This window comes from Roseivirga echinicomitans (assembly GCF_001592935.1).
GTDB classification, from domain to species: Bacteria; Bacteroidota; Bacteroidia; order Cytophagales; family Cyclobacteriaceae; genus Roseivirga; species Roseivirga echinicomitans.
The window spans coordinates 363121-380061 of the sequence record NZ_LRDB01000050.1; the positions used below are offsets into that span (position 1 = coordinate 363121).

Annotated in this window: 10 protein-coding genes; 5 read left to right on the forward strand and 5 right to left on the reverse strand. The window is 40.4% G+C overall.

The genetic code is table 11. The annotated features are described in order from the left end of the window. Nucleotides 1–233: 233 nt before the first annotated feature. Genes AWN68_RS15765 through AWN68_RS15785 form a run of 5 tightly spaced genes read left to right on the forward strand, consistent with a single transcriptional unit; the run spans nt 234 to nt 9747 of the window. Nucleotides 234–2042, forward strand: a complete 1809-nt coding sequence (locus AWN68_RS15765; RefSeq protein WP_068417808.1) for a type I restriction-modification system subunit M — start codon at nt 234–236, stop codon at nt 2040–2042. Continuing rightward, complete coding sequence (locus tag AWN68_RS15770) at nt 2042–3367, forward strand: restriction endonuclease subunit S (protein WP_068417811.1); 1326 nt, start codon at nt 2042–2044, stop codon at nt 3365–3367. The genes AWN68_RS15765 and AWN68_RS15770 overlap by 1 nt, the downstream gene beginning before the upstream one ends. Beyond that, complete coding sequence (locus tag AWN68_RS15775) at nt 3367–4788, forward strand: DUF262 domain-containing protein (RefSeq protein ID WP_068417814.1); 1422 nt, start codon at nt 3367–3369, stop codon at nt 4786–4788. Before AWN68_RS15770 ends, AWN68_RS15775 begins: the two co-directional genes overlap by 1 nt. Next, the gene (locus tag AWN68_RS15780; protein WP_068417817.1) at nt 4776–6737 is read left to right on the forward strand and encodes a DUF262 domain-containing protein; all 1962 of its coding nucleotides are present in this window, start codon (nt 4776–4778) and stop codon (nt 6735–6737) included. Before AWN68_RS15775 ends, AWN68_RS15780 begins: the two co-directional genes overlap by 13 nt. Next, the gene (locus tag AWN68_RS15785) at nt 6730–9747 is read left to right on the forward strand and encodes a type I restriction endonuclease subunit R (protein WP_068417819.1); all 3018 of its coding nucleotides are present in this window, start codon (nt 6730–6732) and stop codon (nt 9745–9747) included. The genes AWN68_RS15780 and AWN68_RS15785 overlap by 8 nt, the downstream gene beginning before the upstream one ends. 77 nt (nt 9748–9824) lie before the next feature. Here the strand turns inward: AWN68_RS15785 and AWN68_RS15790 are convergent, their stop codons facing one another. The 5 genes from AWN68_RS15790 to AWN68_RS15810 all read right to left on the reverse strand — a co-directional run bounded on the left by AWN68_RS15790 (nt 9825) and on the right by AWN68_RS15810 (nt 16739). After that, the gene (locus AWN68_RS15790) at nt 9825–10706 is read right to left on the reverse strand and encodes a zinc-dependent peptidase (RefSeq protein WP_068417821.1); all 882 of its coding nucleotides are present in this window, start codon (nt 10704–10706) and stop codon (nt 9825–9827) included. 13 nt (nt 10707–10719) lie between these two features. Then, a complete protein-coding gene (locus AWN68_RS15795) occupies nt 10720–12132 on the reverse strand; it encodes an NAD(P)(+) transhydrogenase (Re/Si-specific) subunit beta (RefSeq protein ID WP_394330279.1) in 1413 nt (470 codons plus the stop codon). A 9-nt stretch (nt 12133–12141) separates the two neighbouring features. Continuing rightward, nucleotides 12142–12456: an NAD(P) transhydrogenase subunit alpha gene (locus AWN68_RS15800; protein ID WP_068417823.1), complete on the reverse strand. Its 315-nt coding sequence runs from the start codon at nt 12454–12456 to the stop codon at nt 12142–12144. 3 nt (nt 12457–12459) lie between these two features. Next, the gene (locus AWN68_RS15805) at nt 12460–13596 is read right to left on the reverse strand and encodes a Re/Si-specific NAD(P)(+) transhydrogenase subunit alpha (RefSeq protein WP_068417826.1); all 1137 of its coding nucleotides are present in this window, start codon (nt 13594–13596) and stop codon (nt 12460–12462) included. A gap of 95 nt (nt 13597–13691) precedes the next feature. Continuing rightward, nucleotides 13692–16739: a WD40/YVTN/BNR-like repeat-containing protein gene (locus tag AWN68_RS15810; protein WP_068417829.1), complete on the reverse strand. Its 3048-nt coding sequence runs from the start codon at nt 16737–16739 to the stop codon at nt 13692–13694. Nucleotides 16740–16941: the final 202 nt, after the last annotated feature.

Below are 16941 nucleotides of genomic sequence, written 5' to 3' on the forward strand. Positions count from 1 at the left end.
TGACGTTTATATATTAAACATCATTATACATTATAAAAATGAATATATTCACGGCTGTACGTCACTTTTGTGACTGATACATAGTGTTGTATGGCGTTTGAAAGAAGGAAAATCCAACAGCACATTTTAGCACTTTTGGTTTTTGCTATCGATTTTTTCCAACACTGAAAAACCAAAAAAGCTTGAATATATAACAACGCTCTACAGAAACGAATAAAGAAGAAAAACAAAAAATGAATTTAGATACTCAAAGCTTACAGCCAATCATCAACTTCATCTGGACAGTTGCAGATGATGTATTAATTAACAAATACCTTGAAAACCAGTATCAGGATGTAATACTACCTATGACTGTATTGAGAAGGTTGGATTTGGCTTTAGAGCCTTCCAAAGATCAAGTGTTGCTCACACACAATGAATTTAAAAGCAAGATTGACAATCTTTCGGGATTGTTAACGAGCAAAGACCATGGTTCTGGATTGGCATTTTACAATACTTCACCTTATACCATGAAGAGGCTGTTGGCTGATCCGAAAAACATAGACGCCAACTTGTTAGACTATCTGAATGGATTTTCTGAAAATGTGCAGGATATAATCAGCAAGTTCAAGTTCAGAAACCAATTAGAAACATTTGAAAATACAGGCATCACTTTTTCATTGATTGAAAAATTCTGTAACCCAAAAGTCGAATTAGGCCCCGACAAGATTTCGCCTATGGCAATGGGTTATATGTTTGAGGACTTAATCAGACGATTCAACGAGAAAACTAATGCTGCAGCAGGACGACACTTTACGCCAAGAGAAATCATTGAGTTGATGACACACTTGGTGTACCTGCCTGTAAAAGACAAAATACAACAAGGTACTTATTTGGTGTATGACCCCTGTGCGGGTTCGGGTGCTATGCTTACCCAATCTAAAAGGTTTGCAACTGATCCCGATGGCAAAGTAAAATCACAAGCCACTTTCCATTTGTATGGACAAGAGAATACGGGCGAAATGTATGCCGTATGCAAGTCGGATATGTTACTCAAAAACGAAGACCCTGACAAAATCAAGTTTGGTTCTACATTAAGCGAATACGGTTTTGAGCCTGACTTGAAGTTCAACTTCATGCTAACCAACCCGCCTTATGGTACAAGTTGGAAAGAAGACATTGGCAAGTTGAATGTTGGAACAGAAAAGAAAATTAGCATCGTTGATAGACGTTTTAATCTACCTATTAAAAACTTCAAAGGAGAACTTGAAGAAACTTGTTTGACTTCTCGAAGCAATGACGGACAACTCATGTTCATACTTCACATGCTTTCTAAAATGAAAGACTCGAAAGACGGTGGCAGTCGAATCGCTTCTGTACAAAATGGCTCTGCTCTTTTTACTGGTGATGCCGGAAGTGGAGAAAGTGGAATCAGACAATATATACTTGAAAATGACTTATTAGAATGCATTATTCAATTACCCAATGACATCTTTTACAATACAGGGATAGCCACTTTTATTTGGATTATTAGCAATGTAAAAGAGGAACAGCGCAAAGGAAAAGTACAGCTTATCAATGCTTCATCTGATTCCTTTTTCAAAAGGATGAGAAGAAGTTTAGGAGACAAGAAAGTGGAGCTACTGGATTCGCATATTCAAGACATTCAAAACCTGTACTTCAATTTTGAAGAAAATGAAAACAGCAAAATCTTTGACAATGAAGATTTTGGTTTTTATCAGATCCCTGTTTTTCAGCCACAAAGAGACGAAGACGGCAATATCATACGAGATAAAAAAGGAAACTCAAAGTCTGACGCTAGTTTAAAAGACACTGAGAATGTCCCAATGAAAGAAGATATTCAAACCTACTTTGACAAAGAAGTTACTCCATATTTACCAGCTGCCTGGTATGAAACCAAAGGAGCAAAAGTTGGATATGAGATTCCTTTTACAAAATTCTTTTATCAACACACTTCAATTAGAGACTTGTCTGAAATTGAAAATGATATCCTGCAACTAGAGAAAGAAACCGAAGGATTACTTAACGAGATAATCGATTAATGGGTGATTTAACTAAATATTCGTCTTACAAAAGCACTGAAGAAAGTTGGTTTCTAAAAATCCCTGAACATTGGTCTATTTATCGCTTGAAGCATGTTTTTGGAATTACAAAAAGAATAGTGGGTGAACTTGGACACGATGTTTTATCCATTACGCAAACAGGAATTAAAGTGAAAGATACAGAAAGCGGTGCTGGTCAACTTTCAATGGATTATTCTAAATACCAGCAAGTAGACAAAGGAGACTTTGCCATGAATCACATGGACCTCTTAACGGGGTATGTTGATATTTCAAAGTTTAACGGTGTAATAAGCCCTGACTATAGAGTCTTTAAAATGACTTATGCCGAATGTGAATCCCAATATTTGTTATACACCCTACAACTGTGCTATACAAATAGAATCTTCTTCAAATATGGCAAAGGAGTCTCGATGCTTGGCAGATGGAGATTACCAGCTGAGAATTTTAAGAATTTTCTTATCCCTATCCCACCTAAAGAAGAACAAACTAAGATAGCCACCTTCCTCAATTACAAACTCGCTAAAATAGACCGCTTTATCCGCAAGAAGCGGGTACTTCTAAATCTTAATGTAGAAAGACGAAAATCATTTACAAGCCAAATAATTAAATCAGATACTGTCCAATTACTTCGCTTGTCATCTGTAACAAAGTTCGAAGAAAGGCAAATAGAAAGGAGTGATAATGAAACCTACACTCCAATAGGACTTTATAATCGTGGACGAGGTATTTTTCATAAAGAACAAACTTTTGGAAAGGATTTAGGAGATTCTACATTTTATTACATCAAAGAAGGAGATGTAATATTAAGTGGTCAATTCGCTTGGGAAGGAGCAGTTACCTTAGCAAGTTCAACAGATGAGAATTGTGTTGCTTCCCATAGATACCCAATTTTAGGATGTGATTTAGACATCATAAAACCTGAATTCCTTTATTCATACTTTACAATATCGGAGGGTTTTCTTCTTTTAGATTTACATTCAAGAGGTGCAGCAGGTAGAAATAGACCTTTAAATCCTAGGCGATTAGTAAAAGAAAAAATACCTATTCCTTCAATCGCGCTACAAGAAGAGTTAGCCAAAATTTATCACAATGAAGAACGGTTAAAAGCAACTGTTTTAAATGAAATTAAAATTGTTGAGGAATATAAAACAGCTCTCATTGCAGAAGCGGTTACAGGTAAAATAGATGTGAGAGATTTTGAGATTCCCGAAACACTGGACGAAGAAACCTATGAAGATTTAGAAGAGGAATTGAGTTTAGCTGCTGAGGATGAAGCTGAATACCAAACCGAAGAAATTGACTGATGGTAGAGGTAAGCACACTACCCTTCGAAGAACTATTTGCCCAAGGTAAAAAAATCATCATCCCTGAGTACCAGCGACCATATACATGGACTGTTGATAAAGCAGAAGAATTAATTCAGGATTTTGAGGAATTTTTCGCAGAGCAATCAGATACTACTAGCGCCTATTATATGGGTAGTATTCTCTTTTATCATAACAAGAGTAAAAACGTTCTTGAAGTCATAGATGGTCAGCAGCGACTAAGTACGCTTATTGTATTGCAGTATGTATTAGATGGGGCGTTGCAAGACCATCAAGATCTACAGTTCAATGGGCACACTTCCTATAATGCAATAAGGAAAATCAAAGCGTTTTTCACCTCTCGAAAATACACTTTACTAGCATTGGCAAATGATCATGGTTTGCTAAAGCGACTCAGCTTCACAGTGATCACATGCCTAGAAGAAGACTTAGCATTTACGTTTTTTGATACTCAAAATAATCGTGGCGTATCTCTTAGTGCCGATGACTACCTCAAAGCATACCATTTGCGATCTGTAGTCTCCGAAGATCAACAAGATGTCTTGGCTACAGAGTGGGAACATGCCGCACTACTGGCTCAAGATGAGGATCATACCCATTTGAGTTTATCCTACCTTTTTTATCAAATGCTATACAAAGGCAGGATGTGGAGAGGGCAGAAACATTTGGTGCCAGAGGGTAAAGATGAATTGCTCCAAACCTTTCAAAAAAAGACTTTAGCGGCCGACAACGGTGGTTCCTTTCCGTTGTATCATAGCAAAAGCAATATGCGCTATACAGCTGCCAAGATTGAAGATGGTGACATTGCGTGGCAAGACAATGAGCAGGAGATGGCCACTAAGGCTGATCTACCTTTCTCTATGCGTCAACCGTTGCACAAGGGATATCATTTCTTCGCATTCACCAGTAAGTATTACGCTATTCATCAATTACTATTTGGGGACAAGTCTGCTGAAAGGGCTAAGGATACTGAATTAGTAAAGTCAAGGGGTTTCTATGATATCGTCTATAGTAAATCCATGTCGCCTTTCTTATGCGCCTATATGCAGCTATGTCTAATCCTATACTATGATGTATTCAAGGCCAAAGAGATATTCAAAGCCATCCAATTTTTTGACTACTTCATAGGTAGTATTAGGCTGGATAAATACTATGTCCGCAAAGAGTCTGTCAAGAATAGCTTGATAGAAGCCCAAAACAATTTGTTGGATGTGATTACCCAGGCTTATCTGCCACAGGAAATATTTGAATTTATTTCTAATGAACCTAGCACCAAAATTAAATACACCAAAATTGAAATCGACAAACTCAATACAATCAGACATAAATACATAAAAAGAGTGACGAGTTGCTATGAAGGTGAGGTTGATATTATAAACAGATTGCAATGGATCAAGTAAAGTCAGAAAAACGCAACCTGCAAGAGTTTATCAATGATGGGTACTACTACAATATCCCAAGGTATCAGCGATTATATGTCTGGGGTGATGAGCAAATAAAGACTTTGTTCGAAGATGTACATGCAGCTTGTACGTCAGGCAAGTCTATGTATTTTTTAGGTGCGGTCATTACAGTCAAATCACAATATCACGACAACTGCTTTGACTTGGTGGATGGACAGCAAAGATTTACCACACTGTGGTTGATCGCCAATGAACTACAGGGAGATTTGTCTGCTTTCACCAAAATAGGAGAAGAACTAAGATTGAAATTTGCCATTCGAAAAGAGGTGTACGCTTATTTTGATCGGTTGAAAAAAAATCGACAAGAACAGGGCTTAGATGAGGTAGGGAATGAACTATACAAAGTAAGTAAAGCGCTTAAAGCTATCAGATCACTTATATCTGAAAAGTTACGAAGTGAAGAAGATAAGCAGGCATTTATTCAATACCTACTTACGCAGCTATACATTATTGTGACAGAAGTCCCAAAGGACACCAACCTTAACAAGTTATTTGAAACGTTAAACAATAGAGGTATACAACTCAGTCAACATGAAATATTAAAGAATAAGCTGCTCAGTAAAATCTCCAACAAACAAGCGAGAATACGCTTCGGTAAGCTTTGGAATGCGTGTAGCAACATGGGGGAATATGTGGAACGCAACATAAATATAGAAGTAGGTGTCAACTTAGCTAAACACAAAAAAAAGCATGACCTTTTTCTATACCCAAAGGACGTTTTTGACGAACTGATAAAGCAAGGCAGGCATGATAGCCAAGCTTTTCAATTGACTAAAATTTTAGGAAGTAAAGAAGATAAAGCGACTGAGGAAAAAAGTATAAGTAAATATTATGCTTCTAACACCAACGATGATGAGTTTGAGAGTATAAGAAGTATTCTAACCTTTCCTCAATTGTTACTACACACCCTGAGGATATATCAATTCCGCAATGAATTACCCGACATAAGGAGAATCAACGAAAAGGAATTATTATCCATTTTTGAAGAGGTGCTGATTTCAAAAAGTAATTTTGAGGAAAATATCAGTAAAGATTTTGTTGAAACACTTTGGGAAGTGCGGCAAGCATTTGATAAGTACGTGATAAAATGGGTGAAAGAAGACGACTCAAAAACCGATGAGACTCATGTTATTAAACACTTGGAAATTCAGAACCAAAAGAAAGGTGGTTGGACATATTATTTCAGGAGGATAAAGAAAGAGGAATATAATGGATTGGCTCTTCTTCAAAGCATGCTTTATCATTCTCAAGAAAACATAACTCAGTATTGGCTTACTCCATATTTGCTTGAAGTTCTAGAATATCCACCAATCGAGGAGGCTTATCAATTTTTGAAGCAACTAGATAATGTGCTCCTGACTTCAGACACAAATGAAGAAGTTCTGTCAGAAAGGACTTGGGCGTGTATGGCAGAATTTCCAACTTCCAGTTATAGTCTAAAAATATTTGACACAAATAAGAAATTAGGCACAGGATTTCCCCATTACTGGTTTTACAAATTAGAGTTTGTTCTTTGGCACGAAAGGTTCATATTGAATAAAGCTGAAGAATGGAAAGATTATAAACTTAACTCCAGAAATTCGGTGGAGCATATCGGGCCACAAAATCCAAAAGACGACAGAGACAAAGTGTGCATTGAACAGTTAGATGATTTTGGAAATCTGGTATTGGTGACTCGAAGTATCAATTCCGAATATGGATATTTATCCTTTAAAGAGAAGAAAGCCAAATTTGAAAACAAAAAAGAAAAAGGTGGTTTTGACTCACTTAAATCTGATTTAATCTATTCTAACAACAATTGGAGTGATGAAAAAGCAGCAAATCATAGAAACGACATGATCCAACTACTTATGTCATATCTACAAAAAACTAGAATTGATGACTAAATCAACAGATACATCAGAAAAAGGATTAGAAAGTCATATCACCAATTATTTGGTAGATGTAAATAGCTATGTCCAAAGAGAAAGCAAAGACTACAACAACCTGACCTGTTTAGATGAGGAAATGCTATTCCGGTTTCTAGAAGCCACCCAATCCAAGGCGCTAGAAAAACTCAAGAGGTATCATAAAGAGCTATATCAGCAGAAAATCATTAAACGCATCAATGACCAAATTCAAGCAAAAGGTGTCATTGAAGTATTGCGAAAAGGAATAGTAGATGGCTTTACCGATAACAAACTTCGCTTGTTTTATGACAAACCTGTTTCAGCATACAACGTAAGTGCCAATGCTTTGTACCAAGCTAATACCTTTTCGGTCATTCGTCAGGTGTACTATTCCGCTAAGAATAATAACTCGTTGGACATGGTGGTTTTCATCAATGGTTTACCTGTTATTACTTTTGAGTTGAAAAATGAACTGACCAAGCAAAATGTGCAACATGCGATATGGCAGTATAAAAAAGACAGAGATCCAAACGAAGAATTGTTTCGCTTAGGCAGGTTGGTTGTCAACTTTGCAGTAGATACAGAAGAAGTTTGGATGTGCACCCAGTTAAAAGGTGAAAACTCATACTTCTTACCTTTCAACAAAGGAAATAACAACGGACCAGGAAACCCACCAAACGCGGGAATCAAAACCGATTATCTCTGGAAAGAAATTTTAACCAAACATAGTCTCACAGATATCATTCAGAACTTCTCGCAGCTCATTACGGAAGAGAAAGAATACACAGACAATAAAGGCAAAAAGAGAACGAAGAAAGAAAAGAAACTCATCTTTCCACGCTATCATCAATTATCAGCAGTTAGAGAAATTCTGGTTGATGCCCAAGAACAAGGTTCAGGTCAGAAATACTTGATTCAACATTCAGCAGGCTCGGGCAAATCAAACTCCATTGCATGGCTGGCTCATCAGTTAATCGGATTGCATGATAAATCAGGAACAAACAACCTTTTTGATACAGCCATAGTAGTTACTGACAGAAGGGCATTGGATGCTCAAATCCGAGAAAACATAAAGCAATTCCAACAAGTTGGCGGTGTAGTTGAAGCGATTACTGAAGGGAGTAAACAATTAAAAACTGCTTTAGAAGAAGGCAAGAAAATTATCATCACCACAATTCAGAAGTTCCCTCATATTGTAGAGGAAATTGGAGAATTGCCAGGAAACAATTTCGCTATTGTTATTGATGAAGCACACAGCAGTTTGAGCGGTCAAATGGCAAGAAAGCTGAATGAATCTTTATCAAAATTGAATGATGAAGATGAATTAAAAGCTGACTTGGAAGATTATGATGAAAATGAAAGTAGTGAGGTGACTGGGGAAGATTTAATCAGAACATTGGTTAAGTCAAGAAAACTCTTACCTAATGCCAGCTACTTCGCTTTCACGGCAACTCCAAAAAACAAGACATTAGAACTCTTTGGAGTTCCTTATCAAGAAGGCAACAAAACGAAGTTTAGAGCCTTTCACTTGTACTCAATGAAACAAGCCATAGAAGAAGGCTTTATCAAAGACGTACTTCAAAATTACACCACCTACCAAAGCTTTTACGCTTTACTTAAAAAGATAGAGGACGACCCAGAATACGATAAGAAAAGAGCACAAAAGAAACTCAAAGCTTATGTAGAAAGTCACGAACACGCCATTAAGAAAAAATCAAAACTGATGGTTGACCACTTTATGGAAAACGTGATTCAAAAAAAGCGAATGGGTGGAAAAGCAAAAGCTATGATGGTGACCAGTAGCCGAAAAAATGCAGTGCAATATAAAAAGGCTTTTGACGCTTATCTAAAATCCATAAACAGCCCTTATAAAGCTGTGGTGGCATTCTCTGGTGAAATAGATGGAGAAACGGAATCTAGTTTGAATGGCTTTTCGAGTAGCTCAATTCCTTCAGAATTTGAAAAGAGTGAAAACAGATTTCTGTTAGTTGCCAATAAATTTCAAACAGGGTTTGATCAACCGCTTTTGCATACTATGTATGTAGATAAAAAACTGGGTGGTGTAAACGCTGTGCAAACACTTTCGCGACTAAACAGAAGTCACCCTCTGAAAAAGGACACTTTTGTGTTGGACTTTGCAAATGCAGCCGAAGACATAGAAAATGCTTTCAAGCCATATTTTGAAAGCACCATTTTAGGTGAAGCAACTGACCCAAACAAATTGTTTGACTTACAAGATGCAATGGACAATTATCAAGTGTATTCTCGTGAACAAGTAGAAGAATTCTCGAATAAGATATTGGCGAATGTGCCAGTTGACCAATTGCACGCTTCTTTGGATGAATCATCGGCAATTTTTAGAGATGATTTAGAAGAAGAACAGCAAGCAGATTTTAGAGCAAAGGTTAAAACCTATGTTCGGCTATACATTTTCCTTTCGCAAATTGTGCCATTTGAAAACCCATATTTAGAAAGACTTTACATTTTTCTAAATCACCTACAAAACAAGCTGGGTGGCGATACTTCGGTGGATTTAGCAAAAGGTGTTTTGGATAACATAGATATGGACAGTTACCGTCTCCAATTGGAATCAACAACAAATGTGGTTTTAGAGCAAGGTGAAGATTTAAAACCAATCCCAACGGAAATGCGAGGTGGAGTAAATGACCCTGAAATAGACAGACTTTCAAATATCCTTCAAACCTTCAATGACCGATACGGAACTGAATTTGAAGATGCAGACAAGGTGCGACAAATGGCAGAAAACATCGCAGCTGATGTAGCTAAGAACAACGAATTAATAAGCTCAATTCAACATTCAGATGACCAGAATGCGAGAATTACCAGTGATAAAATAGTTGGGGAAGAATTACTAAAACACATCACTACCAACTTTGATTTGTATAAGCTGTATTCAGACAACAATGAATTCAAAGAAGACTTTTCCGCAATGATGTTTGGAGTGGTGAAAGAATTGATAAGTAAAGGTATAAATGCACAGAAGTAAAAGATGCTGAAAGTAATTGAAATAGAGCATGTAAAAGGGATTCAACACAAAAAGTTTTAAGTGAAAATTTCAACCCTTCACTCCTTTCCGCAGCAATGCTTGTACTTCTTTCCGCTGCCGCAGGGACAAGGTGAGTTGCGGCCAATGGCTTTGGGTTTAGCGTAAGAATCTTTGTCAATGACAGCGGTTAAATCTTGGTGAAACACTTTGCTGAGGGTTTCATACAATTGAGGATGCTTCTCTTTGAGTAAATGGGGTCTTTCAAAAAAGTATTCACTGGCCACGGCAAAAAACTCTTGTCGGTTGGTGCTGCCATAACCGTCAATATCGGAGTGGCTGGCCAATATTTCGTCTGTTTTCTTTTTCACAAAGTCCAACCAAGGCAAGGCGTAAATTTTATCTTCAAAGCCCGGAGGAATGCCGTCTACTTCCCCATTTTCCTTATCAAATAAATGCGCAAACTCATGAATGCCTACATTCTTCTTGTCGTTGGTAATATCGAAACCCGCATGCAAAGCAGGTTTGGAGAGGATCATTTTGCCTTCCATGGCGCCTGTGCCCACCATTCCGGTAATGATTTCGGTTGTGCTTCCGATATTATAATCTCGGTCGAAAGAACTCGGGTAGAGCAGCACTTCATCTAAGTATTTGTAGTTCCAAGCTGGAAAGCCAAACAAGGGAATAACGGCACTGCTGGCCACTAAAAGTCTGTCTACCAAGTCCACCGTGGTTTGAACTCCCGTAACGGGTGTATCTGCTAAAAAGTGCTGTACATTCGATTCGAACTGCTGCTGCTGATGGGCATCGAGGTTACGGTAAAAATGGACATGCTCGGTGAGGATCGCTTTCCATTTTGGAGGCGTGGCTAAAAGCTTAGTGACCTTCTTTTTCTTTCTTCCCCCTAATTTTAAGGCCAAAAGAAATACCACCATAAAGCCAAGGATAATACTGAATACCATAGGAGCGCAATTATTACAAATCCTTTACCTCAGCAATCAGTTTCTCCAATGAATCTTTCGCGTCACCAAAAAGCATTCGGGTTTTATCATGAAAGAAAAGCTCGTTTTCTATGCCTGCATAGCCTGTGCCCATGCTTCGCTTCATGACAATCACATTTTTGGCGTCCAACACCTTGATAATCGGCATTCCATAAATTGGGCTCGAAGGATCATTTTCTGCGGCAGGATTCACCACATCATTGGCACCAATCACCAATACCACATCGGTACTGGCCATTTGCTCATTGGCCTCTTCCATTTCTAGCAATTTAGGATAGGGCACATCGGCCTCTGCCAACAACACATTCATGTGGCCCGGCATTCTACCCGCCACAGGATGCACCGCATAACTGAACTCCACTCCTTTTCCTTCTAATATTTTTTCGAGGTTATGCACCGTATGTTGAGCTTGCGCCACTGCCAAACCATAGCCCGGTACCACAGAAACACGAGTGGCATAAGCCAATAGAATAGCAGCATCAGAAGGGGAAATTTCTTTAATAGTACCACCATGTTCTCCAACAATGCCCGCTGTGGCAGAGCTTCCACCAAAGGAGCCAATAATTACATTCGTCAGCGAACGGTTCATGGCCTTGCACATCAGCACGGTAAGGATCGTCCCTGCGGAACCTACTAAGATCCCGCCTGTAAGCATGGCTTGGTTGCCATAAAGGAAACCTCCAAAAGCAGCGGCCATCCCCGTAAAACTGTTTAGCAGGGAAATGACTACAGGCATATCTGCCCCACCGATAGGCATCACCAATAAAACACCGTAGAAAAGGGACAATGCCAGCAACAGATACAAATGCATAGGATTAAGCACCCCAGCAGTGGCCATAAATACCGCCAAGCCTAAAATACCAAGCAGCAATAGGATGTTAATCACCTGCCCACCCGGCAATGCTTTATCGTTGATCTTCCCTTCTAGTTTGCCATAGGCGATAATACTTCCAGCAAAGGAAACACTCCCGATGATCAGACCGAGTAAGATGACGATCATCATTCCTTTATCCACCGTTCCAGCGTACATCACGTGGTCAAATTCAACAATGGAAATTACGGCAGCACAAGCGCCTCCCATTCCATTGAAAAAGGACACCATTTGCGGCATGGCGGTCATTTTTACTTTCATGGCCATTCGCTTACCAATCAAAGTACCGACCAAGAGACCAGCCAAAATCAATACATAATTCAGGGTTTTGTCGCTGCTGAGTTCTTCTTTAAAAAGAATAGTAGCCACAATGGCCAAGCCCATCCCATAAGCGGCATATAGATTTCCTTTTCTGGCCTTATCGGGGCTACTTAGCATTTTAAGGCCCATGATAAAAGTGACTGAAGCAATAATATAGCAAATCTCAAGAATGCTGTTTCCGAGTAATTCCATCATAGCGCCCAATTATTTCTTTTCCTTCTTTTTGAACATCTCTAGCATCCTGTTGGTCACCACAAAGCCTCCAACGACATTGAGCGTACCCAATACCACGGCAATGAAACCTAAGATCAAGGCGAAGTAATTGTCTGGAGAAGCTTCTAGCATGATGATAATGGAGCCAATCACCACCACGCCATGAATGGCATTCGCACCCGACATCAGTGGAGTGTGCAGCACGGCTGGCACATTGGAGATGACTTCAATTCCTAGAAAAATAGAAACTAAAATAAGGAAGATGAACTCCCGATTTTCGTAAAAAAGTGTCAATAGACTCTCCATAGTTTATGCGTTTTCAGGTTGGAAAAGGATGTTTTTAATGCGTTCGCTCATGACTTCTTTGGCATGCGTAACGCAGGTATTGGCTACAATATCGTCTTCGAAATTAAGGTTCAGGTTGCCCTCCCCATCGATGATCAGTTTCAAGAAATTAAGCATGTTCTTGCCAAACATTTTACTGGCGTCCATTGGTAAGGTAGATGCTAAATTGGAATCACCGATAATACACACCCCATGTTTATGGATGATTTTATTGTCTTCGGTGCCTTCGCAATTCCCTCCCGTTGAAGCAGCCAAATCAACAATAACAGACCCCTTAGGCATTCTTTGAATGGTTTCGTCTGTAATCAGAATCGGTGCTTTTCTACCCGGAATTTGAGCGGTGGTAATAATGATATTCGCCTTGGCAGCGTGTTCTTGCACCAAAGCCCTTTGTTTGGCTTTATATTCTTCGGATTGCTCCACGGCATAACCGCCAGCAGTAGATTCATCTTTGGCGCCTTCTACCTTTACAAATTTGGCCCCCAAACTTTTCACTTCTTCTTCGGCAGCAGCCCTTACATCAAAAGCTTCTACCACAGCGCCCAATCTGCGGGCCGTGGCGATGGCTTGCAAACCCGCTACCCCTGCGCCTAACACCAATACCTTGGAAGGAATAATGCTCCCTGCGGCTGTCATAAACATGGGGAAGAATCGAGGGGAATGTGTAGCCGCCATCAATACCGCTTTATAGCCCGCCACGGTCGCCATGGAAGACAAAACGTCCATTGCTTGCGCCCTAGTGGTTCGGGGAATATTGTCCATGCTGAAGGAAGTAATTCCTCCATCCATCAGCTTTTCTACCAACGCACGGTTGGTCATGGGCTGGAAAGCACAAAGCAATACCTGTTCAGGTTTTAATTGACTGATTTCATGATCATTAGGAGGATTGATACCAACAATAACATCACAGGCTAAAACAGCAGATCGATCTGCTGTTTGGGCTCCTATGGTTTCATAATCGGCATGAGTCGCAAAAGCGAGATCACCCGCCCCTAATTCTACTGTAATATTTGCTTTGAGTGCTATAAGTGCTTTTACACTTTCAGGAAGCAGCGCTACACGGTTTTCACCTTCGGGCTCCTTTAAAAGACCAATTGTCATAAGGCAGTTAAATGATTCTACATCTACAAGTTATAGATTCTACCGACTTATAAAAATGATTAATATGTAGGCAGTAATTTATTTTGTATTATAATCTACTTCAAGCCCTCCCATTTGGTCAACATCTCTTTTAATCTTAGCTCCAGTTGTTCAATTCCAGAAACTACCGCATTGGTCGGTTGCGCCTCTACACTTTGTAAAACCGATAGCATATAAAGGAATTTGCTTTGAAGCCCTACTAAAGTCTCGCTGTCCAGCGTATTGGCACGAATACTCCCATAGAGGAAATCGCCAGCATTGGCGGCTCCATTCCCCCTAAAACTTTGCAATTTCTCCTTCTCCCCTTTTTTCCATTTCCTTTTCGAGTCATTGAGTTGTTTGTCAATGGCTTCAATAATAGACTGCACTTGGTGGTAATTATTATACACCTGTAAGGACAGATCTGTTTGCTGCTGCAGTGCCGAAGCGCTGATCTCTGTGCGTGGGTCAAGCCTCACATTAATACTCTGTTCCGAAGTCTTTCCATCCACCGTCAATCGAACAGTGTACTTCCCTGGATGCACATAAGGCCCAGAAGGGTCGCTTGGCGTGTTTTTGTATACTGCCGTGATGGAGAAACTACGGTTGGCGCCTCTTGGCGGATCATATTTTAAATCCCAAATAAATCGGTGATGACCAGCAGAAGTACCCAAACTTTGCTGAGGTCGAAGCCAATAGGTAGGATGTCTCAAATCCGTAGAGTCAATTTCTTCAGGCAAATCATTGCTCGAATAAGTGCGCACGGCCACTCCTTTCCCATTCAAAATCTCCAGTTTAACTGTGCCGTATTGCTTTGGCAATAAGTAATCCACTGCCACACCATCATAAGGATTTTGACCATTAGGCTCTTCTGGCGGAATTGGGGTATCGCTGAACATATTGAAGCGTACCCTCGTGGCCAAAGAAGGCTCGAAAAGAACGGGATCACTACTTTTCAAACCAGCAGCCAAGCCCCTCAGCGGACTTACATCATCCAAAATCCAAATGGAACGACCGTGGGTTCCAATTACTAAATCACTTTCATGCACCACTAAATCACGAATGGAAGAAGCTGGCATATTCAGCCTTAAGGATTGCCAATCAGCACCATCATTGATCGAAAAATAGACTTCACGTTCCGTTCCGGCATAAAGCAATCCTTTTTGTTTGGAATCTTCACGCACCACATTCACGGGGCCGTTGATTTCCATGCCCTTCACTACCTCTTGCCATGTGGCACCAAAGTCATGGGTTTTATAAATATGAGGCCTCATATCGTCCTTACGAATCCAATTAACAGCTACATACACGGTGCCTTTATCGAAATGGCCTGCATCCAATTGAGAAATTTTATCCCATGATTTAAGCTGAGGCGGTGTAACGTTCTTCCATGTTTTGCCGCCATCTCTGGTCAGTTGCACCAAACCATCGTCCGTTCCAGCCCAAATGATATTTCTATCTAAAGGAGAAGGGCCAATGGCATAAATAATGGCACGTTGCGGCATGGTATTCATGCTTTCCGTTTTGAAATCGCCCACACTGGCGGGAACTTCTGGTTGCTTGCGCGTCAAATCAGGACTAATCACTTCCCAGTCTTGACCTCCATTCATGGTTTTCCACAATACATTGGTACCGAACAAAAGCATATTATCATCGGCTGGATGGAAAATTAAGGGCATCGTACGCACGCCACGGAAATCACCAGAGCGTAAGGCTTCAGGCGCTACATTCTGGTTCTGTCCCGTTTTTTTATTGAAGCGGGTCACCCTTCCACCATAAATGATATTGGAATCTTTAGGGTCGGGTGCTACATAAGCATATTCATCGGCCCCCACACCCATAAACTCTCGGAAGGAAATCTGCCCTCCATTGCCTCTGCTGGCCACGCCAATGGCTCCGCTCTCCTGCTGACCGCCATAGACCCAGTAAGGGAAGTTATTGTCTGTAATGACATGATACAGCTGTGAGGTGGGTTGGTTGTACCATGAACTCCAGGTTTTACCTGCATTCACCGTCACGACAGCACCCTGGTCGGCAGCAAACAGCATAATATCCGGTTGAAGCGGGTTGATCCAAATTCTGTGGTAATCGTCACCACCCGGAGCGCCTTTAAAGGACATCCAGGTTTTACCGCCATCTTCTGAACGATAAGCCGCTACATTGGCCACATAGACCAAATCAGGATTTTTTGGATGCACGCGAATTTCAGCAAAATCGCTACCCCTGCCCCAAAGTCTTCGGTCTTCAGCAATCAAAGCCCAACTTTCTCCGCCATCATCGCTACGGTACACGCCTCCATTTTGGCGGGCATCTACAGTAGCATAAATACGTTTTGAATTGCTTGGGGAAATACCAATTCCGATACGACCCAAGCCTTGTTCAACAGTGGGTAAACCCTTTTCTATTATCTTCCAGCTTGTACCTCCGTCCGTAGACTTGTACAAGCCACTATTTGGGCCTGAAAAAGAAGCATTCTCCCACGGCCCTTCCTGATGCTCCCACAAATCGGCAAACAGTACATTCGGGTTACTTGGGTCGAATTCTACTTGTACCGAACCTGTGTTATGATTGATGTACAGCACCTTCTCCCAATTCTTGCCTCCATCTTTCGAACGGAACACACCACGCATTTCATTGGCGCCATAAGGATGCCCAAGCCCCGCTACAAATACAATATCTGGATTGGTAGGATGAACAATCACCCTCGCAATCTGCTGAATGTCACCCAAGCCTATAAACTGCCAATTTTTTCCTCCATCCGTAGATTTGAACATTCCATCACCCACCGACAAATCTGGACGATGAAGGCCTTCGCCTGTGCCCACATAGATCACATTCGGGTTAGAAGGCGAAACGGCAATATCCCCCACAGAACCTGTAGGCGCTTCATCGAAAATAGGATTCCAGGTGCGGCCATAATCATCGGTTTTCCAAACGCCACCATTGTTTACGCCCATAAAGAACACATTGGGTTGTGTGGGAATACCGACAGCGCCCACAGTTCGCCCCGCCCTAAAAGGACCAATCATTCTGTACTCCATGTCCTGATAAGCGGACTTCGGAACAGATTGTGAAAAAGCAAACTGACTTAGAAAGAGAAGTGAAAATGCAAAAAGTGTACGCATGGCAGTAAAGATTAAGGCTTGATTATCAGAATAAGTTAGTGCTTTTTTTGAAGGAATGGGTTTTAGTTTTTAGGGTATCAAGCTCCAGATTGATGAGTGGTTGATAGCTTTTATGTAAACCCCTCCGCTCACTTCCGATTAAAATTTTTTAAGTATTTTAAAAAATATGTACATACATGAAACTATATGTATGTACATGTAG